Origin of the sequence: Methylobacterium fujisawaense (assembly GCF_014138435.1) — a bacterium.
Taxonomy (GTDB): domain Bacteria; phylum Pseudomonadota; class Alphaproteobacteria; order Rhizobiales; family Beijerinckiaceae; genus Methylobacterium; species Methylobacterium fujisawaense.
Genome location: NZ_JACJIM010000004.1, coordinates 319,210 through 337,250, shown reverse-complemented (window position 1 = coordinate 337,250; position 18,041 = coordinate 319,210). Strand labels below are relative to the sequence as shown.

Genomic DNA, 18,041 nt, shown 5'->3' with positions numbered 1-18,041 from the left:
CATCATCTTGCCGGACCCGCCGCTCACAGGCCGCGCGCCCGGGCGGCGGCGTCGATGAAGCCGCGGGCGGCCGAGAACATCGCCGGCTCGTCGAGCAGGAAGGCGTCGTGGCCCTTGTCGCTCTCGACCTCCACGAAGGCGACCGGCGCCGCGGCGGCGTTCAGCGCATGGACGATCGCCCGGGAATCGCGGGTCGGGAACAGCCAGTCCGACGTGAAGGAGATCACGCAGAAGCGCGTCTTCGTCCCCCGGAAGGCGTTGGCGAGCACGCCGCCATGGTCCTCGGCGAGGTCGAAATAGTCCATCGCCCGGGTCAGGTAGAGGTAGGCGTTGGCGTCGAACCGCTCGACGAAGCTCAGGCCCTGGTGACGCAGATAGCTCTCGATCTGGAAGTCGGCGTTGAACGAGAAGGTCGGCGCCGATCCGCCCTGGAACCGGCGGCCGAACTTGCGATGCAACGCCGGCTCGGAGAGATAGGTGATGTGCGCGCCCATCCGGGCGACGCCCAAGCCCTTGGCGGGCCGCGTGCCCGCCTCGAGGTAGCGCCCGTCCGCCCAGGCCGGATCGGCCATGATCGCCTGCCGGCCGACCTCGTGGAAGGCGATGTTCTGCGCCGAATGGCGGGGGCCCGTGGCGATCGGCATCGCGGCGAAGACGCGCTCGGGATAGAGGGCCGCCCATTGCAGCACCTGCATCCCCCCCATCGAGCCGCCGATGCACAGGAAGAGGTCGTGGATGCCCAGGTGCTCCAGCAGCATCAGTTGGGCGCGGACCATGTCGCGGATCGTGACCAGCGGGAAGTTCAGCCCGTAGGGCCGCCCCGTCGCCGGGTCGATCGAGGCCGGCCCGGTGGAGCCCATGCAGGAGCCGATGACGTTCGAGCAGACGACGAAGTAGCGGTCCGTGTCGATCGGCTTGCCGGGGCCGACCAGGGTCTCCCACCAGCCGGGCTTGCCGGTCACCGGGTGGGTGTGGGCGAAATACTGGTCGCCGGTGAGCGCGTGGCAGATGAGGACCGCGTTCGAGCGCGCGGCGTTGAGGGTGCCGGCGGTCTGGTAGGCGATCTGGAACGGGGCGAGTTCGATGCCCGCATCGGTGAGCAGCGGCGTGTCCGCGGAAAACCGCGCCACCGGGCTCTTCGGGTCGAGCGCCTGCGAGCGCTCGGACGCGCGCCGTGCCGGCTCGTCGATCGGGTCCGGCCTCAGGGCCGTGTCCGGTTGGGTGTCCATGGCGGGTCGCGACGACCGTGTATCCGTTCGGATCCGAACCGGGAGAGCATCGTGCCGCCAGACGCGCCGCACTCGCCCGACGCGGCCAGCCCTGCGGAGGTAATGCGCGGGGGCCCGAGCGTCAACGCGCACAGGCCGGCGGCCGCCGCCGGGTTACTCAGGCGGGGTCTTGCCCGTCGGGGACGCCGGATGTCCAACCGGACGCGCGCGTCCGGATCTCGGTCGCCGAGGCGCCGGTCACGGCGCGTTGCGCGCGCAGCCATGCGGGTTCGACCAAGCCGGCCGCACCGTCCAGGACGAAGTTGAGAACGACGCTCATCTCGACACCTCCATCGCGCGCTGTCGTCGCGATGGCGCAGGTCTACGGCGGGCAGGCGGCCGCGACGGTGCGCCCGGACACGCAGGATCCCGGGAACGGGGCCGTGCCGCCGCAGGGGATGCCGCTCACGCGAGCGGCGCGGCCATCACGGCCAGTCCCAGGGCCGGAAGGCCGAGGGCGAGGGCGGCGCGGGCATCCAGCCGATCCGCGCCGACGCCCGCCCGCCAGTGACGGCTCGCAGCACTTTCGATCAATATCCCGGTGAGAACGAGACCGCAGCCGATCAGGGCCTGCATCGAAACCATGAATCCCTCGCCCAGCCGGCCGCACGTCCTGGCGCGGCGCCTGATTGCCGGTGGGAAAGTGCGTCCTGGGGCTGGCGGTTCCTCAGCGCATCGCAGCCGCGCAGGCCGCGAAGACCAGGGCGGCCCCGGCGGCCGTGATGCAGCCGTTGGCCCAGGGCGCCGGCTCGACACGGCGCAGGCGACAATCCGCGGCGAGCGAAACGAGGATCCCGATCAGGAACAGGCTGCAGGGGATCAGGTCACCGGGCATCGTCGATCCATCCAGGCGCATGCAGGGCGCGGCACGCCCGACGCGCCCCCGTTCTCCGGGTTCAACAGGCCGAAACGTGGCGAGTGCCCCGCGGCATTTGCGCGTCGCCGATTTGCCGCGGCGCGCCCGGATGGATCGAGCCCGTCAGAGCTTGCCGTTCAGAGCTTGGCCGAGGCGGGCCGGGTGTCGAAATCCTCGGGCCCCAGATCCAGGAGATCGTTCGGGGTCTCGGTCCGGTCGTAGGCCTGGCTCGCCGCGGCCTCGATCACCGCCTGGTTGCGGGCGAACAGCTCCAGGGGCGCGAGGTCGGCCCCGCCGCCGAATTGCTGACGCAGCACGGGGATCGGGACCTCGACCGCGATCACCCGCTGGCCGTTGGTCATGCCGAAGCGGATCAGCGTGTCGTCGGCGGGGAGGATGTGGGCGCCGCCGTCCAGGTATCGTTCGAGGGGCATGAATGGGGTCCTTCGCATGGGGCGCCTGCCGGCGGAGCGCCGGCATTGAGCCATGACTTCGTGCGGGCGTACAAGACGCCGCAGCGCCGTCCGATCCATCCCGGATCGGGTCCGTCTCGAATCGTCGGCGCGGTCGGGAGCGCCCGGGTCGGGACAGGGCTCGGATCGGGTGGCCCCGGCCTGCGGAACTCGGTCTGCCGGACGCGGCGGGACCGGCGCATCCCATGACCAATGGCCACGCCACGCGCCTTCCCTCGCCGCGGCGTGCAGCCTCGAACCCGGATCACGAGTCCCGCCGGGATCGGATCGAGGCGGCGCGCGACCGGCGTGGCGCCCCGGGCTGCGTGATTGCGCCTCAGGATATCCGGGCGCTCACCGGGACCGGCGCCCCTGAAGCGGGCCCGGGTTCACCGGCAAAGGAAATGCTGTAGACGGACGCGGAACCGACCGAACCCCGCGCATCCCGAGTCGCACCGCAATGTCCGCCCTCCGCCCCGCCCGTCCGGAACCGCGCCCCGGCGTCCTGGCGATCGACACCTACGTGCCCGGCAAGAGCGGGCGGCCCGGCGGCGGCACGGTCTACAAGCTCTCCTCCAACGAGACGCCCCTCGGCGCGAGCCCCGCGGCGCTCGCCGCCCTCCACGCGGCGACCGCCAAGCTCGAGACCTACCCGGACGGGCGCGCCACGGCGCTGCGCACCGCCATCGCCAGGCGCTACGGGCTCGATCCCGAGCGGATCGTCTGCGGGGCGGGATCGGACGAGCTGCTCTCGCTGCTGGCCTACGCGTATGCCGGGCCGGGCACCGAGGGTATCTACTCGGAGCACGGCTTCCTCGTGTACCGGATCGCCATCCTGGCCTCGGGGGGCGAGCCGGTGGTGGCGCCCGAGCGCGACCTCACCGTGGACGTCGACGCGATCCTGGCCCGGGTCACGGACCGGACGCGGATCGTCTACGTCACGAACCCCAACAACCCGACCGGCACCTACCTGCCCTTCGACGAGATCCGCCGCCTCCACGCCGGCCTGCCGCCGCACGTGCTGCTGGTGATCGACGGCGCCTATGCCGAATACGTCCGGGCGAACGACTACTCGGCCGGGCTCGAACTCGCGCTCGAAGCCGAGAACGTGGTGATGACCCGCACCTTCTCGAAGATCCACGGGCTGGCCGCCGTGCGGATCGGCTGGATGGTCGCGCCGTCGCACGTGGCGGACGCGGTCAACCGGATCCGGGGGCCGTTCAACGTCTCGGGGCCGGCGATCGCCGCGGGCTCGGCCGCCATCGCCGACGAGGCGCACATGGCCGCCGCCGCCGCCCACAACGCCGAGTGGCTGCCGAAGCTCACCGAGGGCGCCCGGGCGCTCGGCCTCACGGTCACGCCGAGCGTCGCGAACTTCCTGCTGATCCACTTCCCCGACGCGCCCGGCCGCTCGGCGGCGGATGCCGACGCGTTCCTGACCGAGCGCGGCCTCATCACCCGCCGGGTCACCGCCTACGGCCTGCCCAACGCCCTGCGGGTGACGGTGGCCGGCGCCGAGGCGAACACGGCCTTCCTGGCGGCGCTCGGCGACTTCGTGCGTGGCGCCCAGGGGAGCACCCATGCCTGAGGCGCTCAAGGCCGAGAGGCCCGCCGTCGACCGTCTCGCCATCGTCGGCCTCGGGCTGATCGGATCCTCGATCGCCCGGGCGGCGCGCCGCTACGGGCTCGCCCGCACCATCGTGGCCGTCGACCGGGACGAGGCCGTGCGCGACCGGGTGCGCGGACTCGGCATCGCCGACGCGGTCACGGGCGACCCGGCGGAGGGCGCGGCCGACACCGACCTCGTGATCCTGTGCGTGCCGGTGGGCGCCATCGGCGCCGCGGCGGCCGAGATGATGCCGCATCTGAAAGCCGGCGCGATCGTGTCGGATGTCGGCTCGGTGAAGGGCGCCGTGGTGGCGGCGATCCGGCCGCACCTGCCCGAGGGCGTCGCCCTGGTCCCCGGCCACCCGATCGCCGGAACCGAGTTCTCGGGGCCGGATGCGGGCTTCGCGACCCTGTTCCAGGGCCGCTGGTGCATCCTGACCCCGCCCGAGGGCACCGATCCGGCGGCGGTCGAGACCGTCCGCGCCCTGTGGGCGGGGATGGGCGCCAATGTCGAGACGATGAGCGCCGAGCACCACGACCACGTGCTGGCGATCACCAGCCACCTGCCGCACCTGATCGCCTACAACATCGTCGGCACCGCCGCGGACCTCGAATCGGCGACGCAGTCCGAGGTGATCAAGTTCTCGGCCAGCGGATTCCGCGACTTCACCCGCATCGCCGCCTCCGACCCGACCATGTGGCGGGACATCTTCCTCAACAACCGCGAGGCGGTGCTGGAGATGCTCGGACGGTTCAACGAGGACCTGTCGGCGCTCGCCAAGGCGGTGCGCTGGGGTGACGGCGACGCGCTCCACGCGATGTTCACCCGCACCCGGGCGATCCGGCGCAGCATCGTGGCGCAGGGCCAGGAGACCGCAGCCCCGGATTTCGGCCGGCCGCGGCCACCGGAGGAATAGCGGACCGCGCCGGGCCGCCCGCTCAGGCCGGCGGGCGGTTGACCAGAACCGGCTGCGCCGCCGTCCGCTCCGGGAACAGGCTGCGCAGCGCCTCCAGCTTCGGCGCATCGTAGGCGGCGATGTACGGGTGGTCGGGATGCAGGGCCATGAAGTCCTGGTGGTAACCCTCGGCCGGGTAGAACGCGGCCGCCGGCTCGATCCGGGTGGCGACCGGCCGCGCATAGGCCTTGGCCGCGTCGAGCTGGGCGATGTAGGCCTTCGCCACCCGCGCCTGCTCGGCATCCTGCGGGAACAGGGCCGAGCGGTACTGGTGCCCGGTATCGGGCCCCTGGCGATCCACCTGGGTCGGGTCGAGGGCCACCGAGAAGAAGATCCGCAGGAGCTCGTCGTAGCGGATCGCGGCCGGGTCGTAGGTGACCGAGACCGCCTCCGCATGGCCGGTCCCGCCGCCGCTCACCGTCCGGTAATCGGCCTCCGCACGGGTGCCGCCGGCATAGCCCGACACCGCATTGCTCACGCCGCGCAGGTGCTGGAACACCCCCTGCACGCCCCAGAAGCAGCCGCCGGCGAACACCGCGACGCGCGGCCCCGGCGGCTCGGCGGAGCGGGTCGCGGCCTCCGGCAGGCGCCGGGGCGCTTCCTCGGCGAAGGCCGGAAGCCGGGGGAGCAGGACGGCCCCTGCGAGTCCGAGCCCGAGGGCGGCCCCGAGGAGCGTGCGGATTCGATCGCGATGTGCCATTCTATCCTCCTGCCGGAAACCAACAGGGTGTTCGCCCCGTGGCCCGAACCGGTTACGCGGGCGGGACGCCGCATTGCAGCCGCGCCCGCATGGGTCTACGCACCCGCAACAGATCGACCCCAGCGACCGCAGGACCCGTCCCGTGACCATCGCCCCCGAGCCCAACTCCTTCCGCACCGGTCCCGACGAGCGCGGCCGCTTCGGCATCTTCGGCGGCCGTTTCGTCGCCGAGACGCTGATGCCGCTGATCCTGGAGCTGGAAGCCGCCTACGAGGCCGCCAAGGTCGATCCGGCCTTCGCGGCCGACATGGCGAGCTACGGCACCCACTATATCGGCCGGCCGAGCCCGCTCTACTATGCCGAGCGGCTGACCGAGCACCTGCGCGCCAAGGCTCCGGCCGGGCAGGGGGCCAAGGTCTATTTCAAGCGTGAGGAGCTGAACCATACCGGCTCCCACAAGGTGAACAACGTGCTGGGCCAGATCCTGCTGGCCCGGCGCATGGGCAAGCCGCGGATCATCGCCGAGACCGGCGCGGGCCAGCACGGCGTCGCCACCGCGACGCTCTGCGCGCGCTTCGGCCTCAAGTGCGTCGTCTACATGGGCGCGGTCGACGTCGCCCGGCAGGCGCCCAACGTCTTCCGCATGAAGATGCTCGGTGCCGAGGTGATCCCGGTGGAATCCGGCACCCGGACCCTCAAGGATGCCATGAACGAGGCCCTGCGCGACTGGGTCACCAACGTCGCCGACACGTTCTACTGCATCGGGACCGTCGCCGGGCCGCACCCCTATCCGGCCATGGTGCGCGACTTCCAGTCGGTGATCGGGCGTGAGACCCGGGAGCAGATGATCGCCCAGGAGGGCCGCCTCCCGGATTCGCTGGTCGCCTGCATCGGCGGCGGCTCCAACGCCATGGGCCTGTTCCACCCGTTCCTGGACGACCGCGAGGTCGAGATCTTCGGGGTCGAGGCGGCCGGCCACGGGGTTCATTCCGGCCTGCACGCGGCCTCGCTCACCGGCGGCAAGCCGGGCGTGCTGCACGGCAACCGCACCTACCTGCTGATGGACGCGGACGGACAGATCGCCGACGCGCACTCGATCTCGGCCGGGCTGGACTATCCCGGCATCGGGCCCGAGCACGCGTGGCTGCACGAGACGGGTCGCGTCACCTACATCTCGGCGACGGACACCGAAGCCCTCGAGGCGTTCAAGCTCTGCTCGATGCTGGAGGGCATCATCCCGGCCCTTGAGCCGGCCCACGCCCTGTCCAAGGTTCTGGAACTGGCGCCGCAGCGCCCGGCCGAACACCTGATGGTGATCAATCTCTGCGGTCGCGGCGACAAGGACATCCCGCAGGTGGCGGAGATCTTCGGGACGACGCTCTGAGGGCCGGCGCCCCCGGGACGCACCCCTCTTCCCGGACGCCCGGAACGCCGTGGACGGCGATCCGGGATCCGGCAGACGAAGCGCGGCGGAACGGGCCTGCGCGTTTCGGGCGGACGCTTCGCGACGTCCGGCGCGGGATCCCGGGCCGCCATCCGCTGGCGTCGCACGCGCCCGGGACAGGGGCGAGCCCGGACGACACCACGTGACACCGGGCCGGCCGCGGCCGCCTCACCGCACCGTCACCTGATCCTTGATCTTCTCGTAGACCGACCGGCTGAGCACCCGCTTCGACAGCAGCTGCTCCACCGCGGTGTAGGGCCGCTTGGCAACGATCGCCCGGCCGATGGCGCCGCCGCCACGCAGGCGGTTGAGATCCGCCACGGAGGCCGTGTTGAGATCGACCACGGCCAGGGCCCGGGGCCCGGCGCTGTCCTCCGCCCGCTCGACCTCGGCCTGACCGGCCGCGTCCTCGCCCTGCGGTTGAGGCGCCGCCTGCGGGGCCGGAGGGTCGGCGGGAACCGCCATCGCGTCGGACGGCATCTGTAACGGCGCGGCGGGCGCCGGGGCCTTGCCGGGCTGCGCAGGCGCGGGCTGCGAAGGCGCGGGCTCGACCGCCGCGGACGGGGCGGACGGGGCGGGTGCCGGCGCGGGCGGCGGGGCCGTCGAGGGTTCGGGAACCGCCGGTGCCGAGGGCGCAGGCGGGGATACCGGTCCGGGCGCCGGGCCCGGCAACAGGACCTGCACCACCGCCGCGAGTATGCCGGCAATGATGAGGAGGACCGAAATTCTGAGGATTGCAGGACCGCTGAGCACGCACCACTCGACGAGGATTAAAACTATATGCATCTACAGTTAATGCTGTCTTTGCGCGTCGTCCAATCCACGTCCGAAATCCGGTGAGCAATCCCCAGGGGATGAGCGCGCGGACGAGGCTCGGCGCACGCCTAGGCGAGCGGCTCGGGGAGCGCCTGGGCGCCCTGCGCTACCTGCCGACCCTGTTCCGGGAGATCGCCGCCGCCAGCCCGCGCCTGCTCGCGGCGAGCCTGTCGCTGCGCCTCGTGGCGGCCTGCCTGCCGGTCCTGATGCTGTATCTCGCCAAGCTGATCCTCGACGGGATCGTGGCCGAGCATGCCCGGCCGGCGCCAGGGGCGGGGCTGGCGGACTGGCTGGCCGATCCCGGCCGGGCCCGGCTCGCCGGGCTGGTGGCGGCCGAATTCGGCCTCGCCCTGGTCTCGGACCTCACCGGCCGTCTCGCGAACCTCACCGAGACCCTGATCGGCGACCTCTACGCCAACGCCGCCTCCCTGCGGCTGATGGCGCACGCCGCCGCCCTCGATCTCGCGCAGTTCGAGGACAGCGCCCAGCAGGACCGGCTGGAGCGGGCGCGCCGGCAGGTCAGCGGCCGCACCGGGCTCATCGGGACGGTGTTCGGCCAGTTGCAGGGGCTCCTGACCCTCGCGACCCTGGCGATCGGCGTCGCGGCCTTCACGCCCTGGCTCGTGGTGCTGATCGCCGCCGCCCTGGTCCCGGCGGTCCTCAACGAGTGGCATTTCACCAAGGCCGGCTACCGCCTCGCCTGGATCCGCAGCCCGGAGCGCCGCCGGATCGACTACCTGCGCTACCTCGGCGCCAGCGTCGAGACCGCCAAGGAGATCAAGCTCTTCGGCCTCTCGGACTACCTGACCGGCCTCTACGGGACGGCGGCGCGCCGGCTGCTCGCCGAGAACCGCAGCCTCGCCGTCGCCCGGGCCGGCTGGGGCTTCGCCTTCGCGAGCCTCGGGACGCTCGCCTACTACGCCGCCTACGCGGTGATCGTCTGGCGGACGGTGGCGGGCACCTTCTCGGTGGGCGATCTCGCCTTCCTGGCCGGCGCCTTCCAGCGCCTGCGCGGCGGCCTGGAGGGACTGCTCCTCGGGCTGACCCAGATCACCGGCCAGGCGCAGTACCTCGACGACTTCTACTCCTTCTTCGCGATCCGCCCGCAGATCCGCTCGCCCGTGCAGGCCGTGCCGGTGCCGCGCCCGATCCGGGAGGGGCTGGTCTTCGAGGATGTCGGCTACCGCTATCCGGGCACGCAGGCCTGGGCGCTGCGCCACCTCTCCTTCGCGATCCGCGCCGGGGAGACGGTGGCGCTGGTCGGCGGCAACGGCGCCGGCAAGACCACGATCGTCAAGCTGATGACCCGGCTCTACGACCCGCACGAGGGCCGGGTGCTCCTCGACGGGGTGCCGCTCACCGCGTACGACCTCGACGAGCTGCGGGCGCGGATCGGGGCGATCTTCCAGGACTTCGTCCGCTTCGACCTCACGGCGGGCGAGAACGTCGCGGTCGGCCGGATCGAGGCCGCCGGGGACGCGGAGCGCATCGCGGCCGCGGCGGCCCGGGGGCTGGCGGCGCCGGTGATCGAGCGCCTGCCCGAGGGCTACGCCCAGCCCCTGGGCAAGCGCTTCGCCGGCGGCCTCGACCTCTCCGGGGGCGAGTGGCAGAAGGTCGCGCTGTCCCGGGCCTACATGCGCGAGGCCGAGATCCTGATCCTGGACGAGCCGACCGCGGCCCTCGACGCGAGGGCCGAGCACGACGTCTTCGCGCGGTTCCGGGAATTGTCGGCCGGGCGGACGGCGGTGCTGATCTCGCACCGCTTCTCCACCGTGCGCATGGCCGACCGCATCCTCGTCCTGGAGGGCGGCCGGGTCCTGGAGGAGGGCGGCCACGCCGCCCTGATGGAGCGGCGCGGCCGCTACGCCGAGCTGTTCACCCTGCAGGCTGAGGGCTACCGGTAGGGGAGCCGGAAGCGGGGGCGAGGCCCTCGGGACGCCCCCGCGGCCCGGCCCAAGCATTGCCCGATTCCCTGAGCCTGCTATCTGCGGCGGACCGAATCGAGGTTGTCCATGCGCCTGCGCCTCTTCCGACTGCTGACGGCCGGCCTTCTCGTCTGCGCCGGGAACGCCCAGGCGGCCCCGCCCGCCGGGCCCGAACCGGCGGCCAAGCCCGAGGCGGCGACCCCGTCGCCCGAGATCGTCCTGGCCAACCATCGGGCGGTCTACGACCTGTCGCTGGCCGAGGGCGGAGGCACCCGCTCGGTGGAGAGCGCCCGCGGGCGCATCGTCATCGACTTCCGGGGGGATGCCTGCCGGGGCTACACGATGCTGACCCGCCAGGTGACGGAACTGTCCTCCGGCGAGACCGGCACGCGCCTGTCGGACATGCGCAGCACCACCTTCGAGGGCGGGCAGGGGCGCGAGTTCCGGTTCAAGACGACGACGCTGACCAACAACAAGGCCGCCGCCCCGGTGGACGGGACCGCCTCCGAGCAGGGCGACGCCCTCACGGTGAAGCTGAAGGGCGGCCCGAAGCCGTTCACCGTGGAGGGGCCGGTCCTGTTCCCGAGCGAGCACATGCGCCGCCTGATCGCGGCGGCGCGGGCCGGCCAGTCGACCCTCTCGGTCAAGGTCTACGACGGCTCGGACGACGGCAAGAAGATCTACGACACCTTCGCGGTGATCGGCCACACGGAGACCGGCCCGGCTTCGGCCGCGGGCTCCGACCGGGACAAGCCGCTGCGCGACGGTTCGCTCGCCGGCATGCCGCACTGGCCGGTCCGCCTGAGCTACTACACCGAGGGCGCCGGGGAGCGCACGCCGATCTACACCCTCGGCTTCGACCTGTACGAGAACGGCGTCAGCGGCGCGCTCAAGCTCGATTACGGCGATTTCGCCATCCTGGGCGACATGACCGCCCTCGACATCGACGCCAAGGCGGGGCGGAGCGACAAGGACGCGGGGAAGGGCTGCACGCCCTGAGCGCCGGTGGGCAGAGGGCGCGCACCGTTCCGACCATGCTCCCGGGCTCCCGGGCCCGCCGATCCGATCGGGGGGCGGGTCGCGCGTTGGGTCGCGGGGTGCGGCGCGGCCCCCTTCTCCCGCGCGGGCTCGCCGATCCCCACGTCGTGTGCCAGCCATCCACCGCGTGAGAGACCAGCGCCCGGGACCCATGCCTCATGGTGCTGGGCCAGGGGCAGGCCGGGCGCGGATCGCGGGCAGGCCCGGGATCCGCGGGCGGGACGCGCGCAGCGGTCCGCGTCGCGCCGGAGGCCTCACGCCCATTCGTCATCCGGCCGCGGCGACAGCCGCTGCCACGCCGCGGCGATCCGCTCCGGCTTGACGCCGAGGCCGTTCGCGCAGGCGACGAGGACGTTCTCGTCGCCCATCACGTGGTCGAGGACGCCCACCAGGAAAGCCGGCTCCCGGGCGCTTTCGCGCAGCGTGTCGGGGCTCAATCCGCTCGCCGCCAGGAAGGGCAGGAGCCGGTCCTCGTCCCCCGCGATCCACAACAGAACGTCCAGGGCGAGCCGTTCGGCGGACTCATCCCCTTGAAGAGGTTTGCCATTCATCAACATGTGAACGCTACAAAGGTGACGGAGGGGCTTCACCGCCCACTAATCATGATCGGCGCGCACCGGGACATCGGATCATGAAGAAGACGGTGCTGATCGTCGAGGACAACGAGTTGAACATGAAGCTGTTCAACGACCTGCTGGAGGCGAACGGCTACGCGACCCTGAAGACCGCCCACGGCATCGAGGCGATCGAACTGGCCCGCGCCCATCATCCCGACCTGATCCTCATGGACATCCAGCTCCCCGAGGTCTCCGGGCTCGAGGTGACGAAATGGCTCAAGGAGGATGACGACCTCAAGGGCATTCCGGTCATCGCCATCACGGCCTTCGCCATGAAGGGCGACGAGGAGCGGATCCGCGAGGGCGGCTGCGAGGCCTACCTGTCGAAGCCGATCTCGGTTGCGAAGTTTTTGGCAACGGTTCGGGCCTATCTTGAGCCGTGACCACGCCGGCGAGGCGCGCCGTTGAACCGGTCACCCGATCCGTCCGGGTCGGGTGACCGGTTCAACCGTCCGTCCTGTCGTATCCGCCCAGGCCCCTGCGGCTGACCGGCGGTGCGCGCCACGGCACACGGTGCCCGGTCCGGGCCGCTCCACCGCGCCCCTACGAGGAAGCATGTCGGCCCGTGTCCTGATCGTCGATGATCTGTTCCCGAACGTCAGGCTTCTGGAGACGAAGCTCGGCCTGGAATATTTCGACACGCTCGCGGCCATGAATGGCCGGGACGCGATCGCGATCTGCGAGAAGGGCCTCTGCGACCTCGTCCTGCTCGACGTGATGATGCCCGGCATGGACGGGTTCGAGGTCTGCCGGCACCTCAAGAACAACCCGCTCACGGCCCATATCCCGGTGGTGATGGTCACGGCCCTCGACCAGCCCGCGGACCGCCTGCGCGGCCTCGACGCCGGGGCCGACGACTTCCTGACCAAGCCCGTGGACGACACCGCCCTGTTCAGCCGGGTGCGCAGCCTCGTGCGCCTCAAGGCGGTGACCGACGAGCTGCGCCAGCGCGCGCTCGCCTCGCGCGAATTCGGGATCGGCGATCCCCTGGCGCTGGCCACCGCCGAGACCGGCCTCGATGCCCGGATCCTGCTCATCGAGGACCGCCCCGGATCGGCCGAGCGCCTCGCCGGGGCCCTGCGCCAGCACCACGTCGTCACGGTCGAGCCCGATCCGCAGGCGGCCCTGCACCTCGCCGCCGAGGCGCCCTTCGATCTCGCCCTGGTCAGCCTCGATCTGGCGGGCTTCGACGGCCTGCGCCTGTGCAGCCAGCTCCGGTCGCTGGATCGGACCCGGACGATGCCGCTGATCATGCTGGCGGAGGAGCACGACCGCGCCCGGGTCGTCCGCGGCCTCGATTTCGGCGTGCACGACTTCCTGATGCGCCCGGTCGACCGCAACGAGCTGATGGCCCGGGTCCGCACCCAGGTGAAGCGCAAGCGCTTCACCGAGGCGCTCCGGGGGGCGATGCAGGCCTCGCTCCAGATGGCCGTGATCGACGCGCTCACCGGCCTGCACAACCGGCGCTACCTCGACAACCATCTCGGCACGCTGTTCGGCGACGAGGCCGCCCGCCGGGCCCAGCTCTCCGTGCTCATCCTCGACATCGACCACTTCAAGGGCATCAACGACAGCTTCGGCCACGAGGCCGGCGACGAGGTGCTGCGCGGCTTCGCCGAGCGGGTCCGCCAGCACACCCGGCCCATCGACATCGTGGCGCGCTACGGCGGCGAGGAGGTGGTGGTGATCCTGCCGGAGGCGGGGCTCGGCGAGGCCCAGGGCATCGCCGAGCGCATCCGCGAGCGGGTCGAGGCGGTGCCGTTCTCGGTGCTGGGGGCTACCCGGACGGTGCCCGTGACCGTCTCGATCGGAGTCGCCGTGCGCCGCGGCGAGGATCTCTGCGCCGCCGACATGCTCCGGCGCGCCGACCTCGCCCTCTACCGGGCCAAGGCGGCCGGACGGAACCGGGTCGAGTCGCAGGCAGCCTGACACTCCGGCCGCGGCCTGTCCGGGCCGCCGGCCGAGGGCCCGGACCGCCGGCCGGCGGCCCGGTCCGGCAACAGGCCGGTTGACACCACTCCCGCCATCGCCAACACCTCGCGCCCGCCGCCCCCGCGCGGCGGACCCCGGGAAGATCTGTGATACGATGGCGGTGACGCGCACCTACCTCGACTTCGAGAAGCCGGTGGCCGAGCTGGAGGCCAAGCTCGAGGAACTGCGCGCCGTGAGCGCGCGCGACGGCGCGGTCTCCATCGCCGAGGAGGTCGGCCGGCTCGAGGCCAAGGCCGGCCAGGCGCTGGCGGAGATCTACGCGAACCTCACCCCCTGGCAGAAGACCCAGGTGGCGCGCCACCCGCAGCGGCCGCACTTCGTGGACTATTGCGACGGGCTGATCACCGAGTTCACCCCGCTGGCCGGCGACCGGAACTTCGGCGAGGACGAGGCGATCCTCGGCGGGTTCGGGCGGTTCCGCGGACGGCCGGTCCTGGTGCTCGGCCAGGAGAAGGGCGCCACCACCGAGGCGCGGCTGCGCCACAATTTCGGGATGGCCCGCCCCGAGGGCTACCGCAAGGCGGTCCGCCTCATGGAGACCGCCGACCGGTTCGGCCTGCCGGTCCTCGCCTTCGTCGACACCGCCGGCGCCTATCCGGGCATCGAGGCGGAGGAGCGCGGCCAGGCCGAGGCCATCGCCCGCTCCACCGAGGCCTGCCTCGCGCTGGGCGTGCCCAACGTCGCCGTGGTGATCGGGGAGGGCGGCTCGGGCGGCGCCATCGCGCTCGCCACCGCCAACCGGGTCCTCATGCTGGAGCACGCGATCTACGGGGTGATCTCGCCGGAGGGCGCCGCCTCGATCCTGTGGCGCGACCAGGGCCGCGCCGCCGACGCCGCCACCGCCATGAAGATCACCGCCCAGGACCTGCTGCGCCTCGGCGTCATCGACGGGATCATCCCGGAGGCCACCGGCGGGGCGCATCGCGACCGCGAGGCGGCGATCCGGGCCGCGGGCGACGCCGTCGCCGACGCCCTCGCCCAGTTCGACGGCCTGACGGCCGTCGAGATCCGCGACCGGCGCGCGGAGAAGTTCCTGGCGATCGGCCGGACCCTGTGAGCGAGCCCGGGGCGTCGGGGGGGCTGTTCGGCGCGCTCGGCCGGCTGCTGGGCCGGCGCGACGCGCGGGAGCCGGACCGGCACAACCATATCTCCCTCGGCTGCAACTGCCAGATGGCGCACGTCCTCAAGACGCTCGACCTGCGCCAATGGTCGGGGCCCCTCGACTGGATCTTCTCCATGCCCGGCATGGCCCGGGACTGCCTCGCCGACGATTTCTCCGCGCTCGTCGACCGGAGCCAGCTGGAGAGCATCCCGGAATCCGAGCGGCGCGGCCCCGGCATCTGGCGGGGGCGCCACCGCCTCTACCGGGAGCGGCACGGCCTCGAATGCGTGTTCAACCACCACGACCCGGCGACGAGCGAGGCGGATTACGCCTTCCTCGCCGAGGGCGTGCGCCGGCTGCGCCGGGCCCTCGACACGCCGGGCACCGACAACCGCCTCTGGATGATGACCCATCTCCACACGCCCCGGGACGTGGTCGAGGCGATCGACGACCTGCTCGGGCAGCGCGCCAGCCGCAACCACCTGACCTTCCTGCAGCTGGAGACCGGGCATCCGCGCATGGCGGTCGCCGAGGCGGTCGACCTGCGGACATCCCTGCGCTGGCTCACCGTGCACACGCCCTCGGAGCCCGTCGGCCTGCGGCTGGCCGACCCGGCCGACGACGCGGCCTTGGTGGAGATCATCCGGGCCGAGGCGGCGCGGCGGCCGGCGCTGTTCGGCTGAGCGGGCGCCAAGCCCGAACTGCGTGGCGCGCGACAGGGCAACGATCGCGCCGACGCGGACGGGCGCGAGGCAATTGCCTCACGGGTGAGCGCCGAAGGCGGCCCCGCGCATCCGCTCCGCCAGGAAATCCACCAGCACGCGCACCCGGGCCGGCATGGCGGGGCCGCCCACGAACACCGCGTGGATCGCCTCGCGGTCCTGCGGGTTGAACGGCTCCAGCAGCGGCACCAGCCGGCCGGCGGCGAGATCCTCGGCGATGTGGAAGTTGCCGACCCGGGTGATGCCGGTGCCCTGCAGGGCGAGCTGGACCAGGGTCTCGCCGTTGTTGGCGGCGACGTTGCCGCCCACCGGCAGGACGCTGTCGTGCCCGTCGACGCGGAACGGCCATCCGGGCTCGGAGCGGCGGAAGCTGAAATCCAGGCAGTTGTGGCCGGCGAGGTCGGCGGGCCGCCGCGGCGTGCCGGCCCGGGCGAGGTAGGCCGGCGAGGCCACCACCGTCCGGCCGGTCTCCCCGAGCCGCCGGGCGGTGAGCGGGCTGTCGGCGAGCGGGCCGAACCGGATCGCCACGTCGGCCCGGCCGCCGAGCACGTCGGCGAGTTCGTCGCTGAGGTCGATCTCCACCGTGATGCCGGGATGGCGCTCGACGAAGGCGGCGAGCAGCGGCACGATCACGAGCCGGCCATGGGCGGTGGCGGCGCTGACCCGGACCCGCCCGCGCGGGCAGCCCCGGTCGGCGAGCGCGGCTTCGGTCTCGTCGAGATCCGCCAGGATGCGGCGCGCGGCGCGCCCGTAGGTCTCCCCCTCGGCGGTGAGCCGGAGGGTCCGGGTCGTCCGCACGAGGAGCCGCGCGCCGAGCCGCGCCTCGGTCCGGGCGACGATCCGGCTGACCGCGGAGGGCGTCAGCCCGAGCCGGCGCGCCGCCCCCGACAGGCTGCCGGCCTCCGCCACCGCCACGAACACCGCCATCTCGCCCGCCCGGTCGACCTTGTCGCGCAGCATCATGCCCGTCCCGCGATGCCCGAAGCCGATCCCGGGCGCTCCGACCCGAGGCCCTCATCCTGGGGTGCCGGAGCGCCCCTCCGACGCCCGCCGGCGCGGGCACCTCACGATGAGGGCGTGATCGGGAGAGCCGCGCAGGATGCCCCCGTCGCCGATCCGTCGGCAAGCCCGCATTCGTGCCGTCGGCGCACAGATCCTGGTCCCGAGCGGGGACTACTGCCCTGAAGACGAATCCGCCACCTGCCTCACCGGAACGAACGGAGATGCGGACCCCATGGCGCTCAACCCACCCCTGCTGGCCCTCGCGGTCGGGGCCTTCGGCATCGGCGTGACCGAGTTCACCCCCATGGGCATGCTGCCCCTGATCGCCGCCGACCTGAACGTATCGATCCCGGCGGCGGGCCTCGTCGTCAGCGCCTACGCGCTGGGCGTAGTGATCGGCGCGCCGCTCGTGACCCTCGCCACCGCGCGCCTGCCCCGGCGGCGCCTGCTGGTCGGGCTGATGGCGATCTTCACCCTCGGCAACCTGATGGCGGCCCTCGCCGACAGCTACGCCATGCTGGTCGCCGGCCGGCTCGTCACCGCGCTGAACCACGGGGCCTTCTTCGGCGTCGGCGCGGTGGTGGCCGCCGGCCTCGTGCCGCCGGAGCGCCGCGCCGCCGCGGTGGCGGCCATGTTCTCGGGCCTCGCCATCGCGACGATCGGCGGCGTGCCGCTCGCCGCCTGGACCGGGGCGATGCTCGGCTGGCGCGCGGCCTTCTGGGGGATCGCCGCGATCGGCGCCGTCGCCATGCTGGCGCTGCGGCTCGCCCTGCCGGAGCTGAAGGCCGAACCGGGCGCCGACCTGTGGTCCGAGCTGCGCGTCCTCGGCCGCGGCCCCGTCCTGGCGGCCCTGGCGCTGACCATGGTGGGGTTCAGCGCGATGTTCACGGTGTTCACCTACATCGCGCCGATCCTGCGGACCGAGACCGGCGCGACGGCGCCGTTCGTCACCGCGATGCTGGTCCTGTTCGGGCTCGGCCTGACCGTGGGCAACTGGCTCGGCGGCCGGCTCGCGGACCACTCGGTGGACGGCACGATCATCGGCGCGCTGGCGGCGCAGCTCGTCGTCCTCGTGCTGTTCGCCTGGGGCATGCACGGGGCGGCCGCCGCGGCGTTGCTGATCGTCCTCTGGGGTGTCGCGAGCTTCGCCAGCGTGGCCCCGCTCCAGATGCGGGTGATGGCGCAGGCGGCGGACGCGCCCAGCCTCGCCTCGGCCATGAATATCGGCGCCTTCAACCTCGGCAACGCGGTCGGGGCGGCCGTCGGCGGCGCCACGATCGATGCCGGGCTCGGCTACCCGGCGGTGTCCCTGGCCGGCGCCGCCCTGGCGCTGGCCGGCCTCGTCCTCGTGCTCTGGCTGGGTCGCCCCGCCGCGGTCCCGGCCGCCTGTGGATAGGGCCTGCGCCGCAGGCTCTCCACACCGGATAACAATCCAGTGTTGCACCCGCGTCCTTGCGGTAAGGAAGGCGCAAGCTTAACGAGCCTATTGGGTTGGGGAGTGGCACCCGACGCGGCCAGCAAGGCCCGCGGGCGCGCGTAAGAC

The 18,041-nt window shown here is 72.6% G+C and carries 19 protein-coding genes; 10 read left to right on the top strand and 9 right to left on the bottom strand.

Annotation, left to right across the window (positions count from 1 at the left end):
- Window positions 1-23: 23 nt before the first annotated feature.
- The 5 genes from metX to GGQ91_RS14190 all read right to left on the bottom strand — a co-directional run bounded on the left by metX (window position 24) and on the right by GGQ91_RS14190 (window position 2,558).
- The gene (metX, locus tag GGQ91_RS14210; RefSeq protein ID WP_043355903.1) at window positions 24-1,229 is read right to left on the bottom strand and encodes a homoserine O-acetyltransferase MetX; all 1,206 of its coding nucleotides are present in this window, start codon (window positions 1,227-1,229) and stop codon (window positions 24-26) included.
- A 157-nt stretch (window positions 1,230-1,386) separates the two neighbouring features.
- The gene (locus GGQ91_RS14205) at window positions 1,387-1,548 is read right to left on the bottom strand and encodes a hypothetical protein (protein WP_182592239.1); all 162 of its coding nucleotides are present in this window, start codon (window positions 1,546-1,548) and stop codon (window positions 1,387-1,389) included.
- Between the two features lie 125 nt (window positions 1,549-1,673).
- Window positions 1,674-1,853, bottom strand: coding sequence for a hypothetical protein (locus tag GGQ91_RS14200; RefSeq protein ID WP_043355901.1), 180 nt, complete (start codon window positions 1,851-1,853; stop codon window positions 1,674-1,676).
- An 82-nt stretch (window positions 1,854-1,935) separates the two neighbouring features.
- Complete coding sequence (locus GGQ91_RS14195; protein ID WP_164706390.1) at window positions 1,936-2,103, bottom strand: hypothetical protein; 168 nt, start codon at window positions 2,101-2,103, stop codon at window positions 1,936-1,938.
- A 158-nt stretch (window positions 2,104-2,261) separates the two neighbouring features.
- Window positions 2,262-2,558, bottom strand: coding sequence for a hypothetical protein (locus GGQ91_RS14190; protein ID WP_043355896.1), 297 nt, complete (start codon window positions 2,556-2,558; stop codon window positions 2,262-2,264).
- Window positions 2,559-3,036: 478 nt separating this feature from the next.
- Between GGQ91_RS14190 and GGQ91_RS14185 the strand changes: the two genes are divergently transcribed.
- Entirely contained in the window at window positions 3,037-4,164 is a 1,128-nt protein-coding gene (locus GGQ91_RS14185) for a pyridoxal phosphate-dependent aminotransferase (RefSeq protein ID WP_043383046.1), read from the top strand.
- Window positions 4,157-5,101, top strand: a complete 945-nt coding sequence (locus GGQ91_RS14180) for a prephenate/arogenate dehydrogenase family protein (RefSeq protein WP_182592238.1) — start codon at window positions 4,157-4,159, stop codon at window positions 5,099-5,101. The genes GGQ91_RS14185 and GGQ91_RS14180 overlap by 8 nt, the downstream gene beginning before the upstream one ends.
- Window positions 5,102-5,123: 22 nt before the next feature.
- Here the strand turns inward: GGQ91_RS14180 and msrA are convergent, their stop codons facing one another.
- The gene (gene msrA, locus GGQ91_RS14175; RefSeq protein ID WP_182592237.1) at window positions 5,124-5,840 is read right to left on the bottom strand and encodes a peptide-methionine (S)-S-oxide reductase MsrA; all 717 of its coding nucleotides are present in this window, start codon (window positions 5,838-5,840) and stop codon (window positions 5,124-5,126) included.
- Window positions 5,841-5,982: 142 nt separating this feature from the next.
- Here msrA and trpB point away from each other — a divergent pair, with 142 nt between their 5' ends.
- On the top strand, window positions 5,983-7,224 hold the full coding sequence (gene trpB / locus GGQ91_RS14170) for a tryptophan synthase subunit beta (protein ID WP_043353967.1): 1,242 nt from the start codon (window positions 5,983-5,985) through the stop codon (window positions 7,222-7,224).
- 228 nt (window positions 7,225-7,452) lie between these two features.
- Here the strand turns inward: trpB and GGQ91_RS14165 are convergent, their stop codons facing one another.
- Entirely contained in the window at window positions 7,453-7,749 is a 297-nt protein-coding gene (locus GGQ91_RS14165) for a helix-hairpin-helix domain-containing protein (protein WP_244538785.1), read from the bottom strand.
- A gap of 389 nt (window positions 7,750-8,138) precedes the next feature.
- Between GGQ91_RS14165 and GGQ91_RS14160 the strand changes: the two genes are divergently transcribed.
- Window positions 8,139-10,004, top strand: a complete 1,866-nt coding sequence (locus GGQ91_RS14160; protein ID WP_043353963.1) for an ABC transporter ATP-binding protein — start codon at window positions 8,139-8,141, stop codon at window positions 10,002-10,004.
- Window positions 10,005-10,112: 108 nt separating this feature from the next.
- Window positions 10,113-11,024 carry a cell envelope integrity EipB family protein gene (locus tag GGQ91_RS14155; protein WP_043353960.1) on the top strand — a complete coding sequence of 304 codons (912 nt, stop codon included), beginning with the start codon at window positions 10,113-10,115 and terminating at the stop codon, window positions 11,022-11,024.
- 293 nt (window positions 11,025-11,317) lie between these two features.
- On the opposite strand, the gene GGQ91_RS14150 is transcribed toward GGQ91_RS14155, so the two are convergent.
- Complete coding sequence (locus tag GGQ91_RS14150; RefSeq protein ID WP_043353976.1) at window positions 11,318-11,614, bottom strand: DUF3572 domain-containing protein; 297 nt, start codon at window positions 11,612-11,614, stop codon at window positions 11,318-11,320.
- Between the two features lie 80 nt (window positions 11,615-11,694).
- Between GGQ91_RS14150 and GGQ91_RS14145 the strand changes: the two genes are divergently transcribed.
- From GGQ91_RS14145 to GGQ91_RS14130, 4 genes are all read left to right on the top strand, one after another.
- Window positions 11,695-12,063 (top strand): response regulator, encoded by a 369-nt coding sequence (locus tag GGQ91_RS14145; RefSeq protein WP_043353956.1) that lies wholly within the window; start codon window positions 11,695-11,697, stop codon window positions 12,061-12,063.
- Between the two features lie 172 nt (window positions 12,064-12,235).
- Window positions 12,236-13,609 (top strand): PleD family two-component system response regulator, encoded by a 1,374-nt coding sequence (locus GGQ91_RS14140; RefSeq protein WP_043383055.1) that lies wholly within the window; start codon window positions 12,236-12,238, stop codon window positions 13,607-13,609.
- 157 nt (window positions 13,610-13,766) lie between these two features.
- Window positions 13,767-14,729 carry an acetyl-CoA carboxylase carboxyltransferase subunit alpha gene (locus tag GGQ91_RS14135; RefSeq protein WP_043757075.1) on the top strand — a complete coding sequence of 321 codons (963 nt, stop codon included), beginning with the start codon at window positions 13,767-13,769 and terminating at the stop codon, window positions 14,727-14,729.
- Entirely contained in the window at window positions 14,726-15,457 is a 732-nt protein-coding gene (locus tag GGQ91_RS14130) for a DUF1796 family putative cysteine peptidase (protein WP_043383061.1), read from the top strand. Before GGQ91_RS14135 ends, GGQ91_RS14130 begins: the two co-directional genes overlap by 4 nt.
- 78 nt (window positions 15,458-15,535) lie before the next feature.
- Here the strand turns inward: GGQ91_RS14130 and GGQ91_RS14125 are convergent, their stop codons facing one another.
- On the bottom strand, window positions 15,536-16,456 hold the full coding sequence (locus GGQ91_RS14125; RefSeq protein WP_043383160.1) for a LysR family transcriptional regulator: 921 nt from the start codon (window positions 16,454-16,456) through the stop codon (window positions 15,536-15,538).
- Between the two features lie 274 nt (window positions 16,457-16,730).
- Here GGQ91_RS14125 and GGQ91_RS14120 point away from each other — a divergent pair, with 274 nt between their 5' ends.
- Window positions 16,731-17,894 carry an MFS transporter gene (locus GGQ91_RS14120; RefSeq protein ID WP_182592236.1) on the top strand — a complete coding sequence of 388 codons (1,164 nt, stop codon included), beginning with the start codon at window positions 16,731-16,733 and terminating at the stop codon, window positions 17,892-17,894.
- The last annotated feature ends 147 nt before the right edge of the window (window positions 17,895-18,041 follow it).

What these genes read in the sequence shown, in the direction of transcription:
- GGQ91_RS14190 (WP_043355896.1), bottom strand. Translation starts at nt 2,558, where the DNA reads ATGCCCCTCGAACGATACCTGGACGGCGGCGCCCACATCCTCCCCGCC.
- GGQ91_RS14135 (WP_043757075.1), top strand. Translation starts at nt 13,767, where the DNA reads ATGGCGGTGACGCGCACCTACCTCGACTTCGAGAAGCCGGTGGCCGAG.
- GGQ91_RS14195 (WP_164706390.1), bottom strand. Translation starts at nt 2,103, where the DNA reads ATGCCCGGTGACCTGATCCCCTGCAGCCTGTTCCTGATCGGGATCCTC.
- GGQ91_RS14160 (WP_043353963.1), top strand. Translation starts at nt 8,139, where the DNA reads ATGAGCGCGCGGACGAGGCTCGGCGCACGCCTAGGCGAGCGGCTCGGG.
- GGQ91_RS14125 (WP_043383160.1), bottom strand. Translation starts at nt 16,456, where the DNA reads ATGCTGCGCGACAAGGTCGACCGGGCGGGCGAGATGGCGGTGTTCGTG.
- GGQ91_RS14200 (WP_043355901.1), bottom strand. Translation starts at nt 1,853, where the DNA reads ATGGTTTCGATGCAGGCCCTGATCGGCTGCGGTCTCGTTCTCACCGGG.
- GGQ91_RS14165 (WP_244538785.1), bottom strand. Translation starts at nt 7,749, where the DNA reads ATGGCGGTTCCCGCCGACCCTCCGGCCCCGCAGGCGGCGCCTCAACCG.
- GGQ91_RS14145 (WP_043353956.1), top strand. Translation starts at nt 11,695, where the DNA reads ATGAAGAAGACGGTGCTGATCGTCGAGGACAACGAGTTGAACATGAAG.
- metX (WP_043355903.1), bottom strand. Translation starts at nt 1,229, where the DNA reads ATGGACACCCAACCGGACACGGCCCTGAGGCCGGACCCGATCGACGAG.
- GGQ91_RS14120 (WP_182592236.1), top strand. Translation starts at nt 16,731, where the DNA reads ATGGCGCTCAACCCACCCCTGCTGGCCCTCGCGGTCGGGGCCTTCGGC.
- GGQ91_RS14140 (WP_043383055.1), top strand. Translation starts at nt 12,236, where the DNA reads ATGTCGGCCCGTGTCCTGATCGTCGATGATCTGTTCCCGAACGTCAGG.
- GGQ91_RS14180 (WP_182592238.1), top strand. Translation starts at nt 4,157, where the DNA reads ATGCCTGAGGCGCTCAAGGCCGAGAGGCCCGCCGTCGACCGTCTCGCC.
- GGQ91_RS14185 (WP_043383046.1), top strand. Translation starts at nt 3,037, where the DNA reads ATGTCCGCCCTCCGCCCCGCCCGTCCGGAACCGCGCCCCGGCGTCCTG.
- GGQ91_RS14155 (WP_043353960.1), top strand. Translation starts at nt 10,113, where the DNA reads ATGCGCCTGCGCCTCTTCCGACTGCTGACGGCCGGCCTTCTCGTCTGC.
- GGQ91_RS14205 (WP_182592239.1), bottom strand. Translation starts at nt 1,548, where the DNA reads ATGAGCGTCGTTCTCAACTTCGTCCTGGACGGTGCGGCCGGCTTGGTC.
- GGQ91_RS14150 (WP_043353976.1), bottom strand. Translation starts at nt 11,614, where the DNA reads ATGAATGGCAAACCTCTTCAAGGGGATGAGTCCGCCGAACGGCTCGCC.
- msrA (WP_182592237.1), bottom strand. Translation starts at nt 5,840, where the DNA reads ATGGCACATCGCGATCGAATCCGCACGCTCCTCGGGGCCGCCCTCGGG.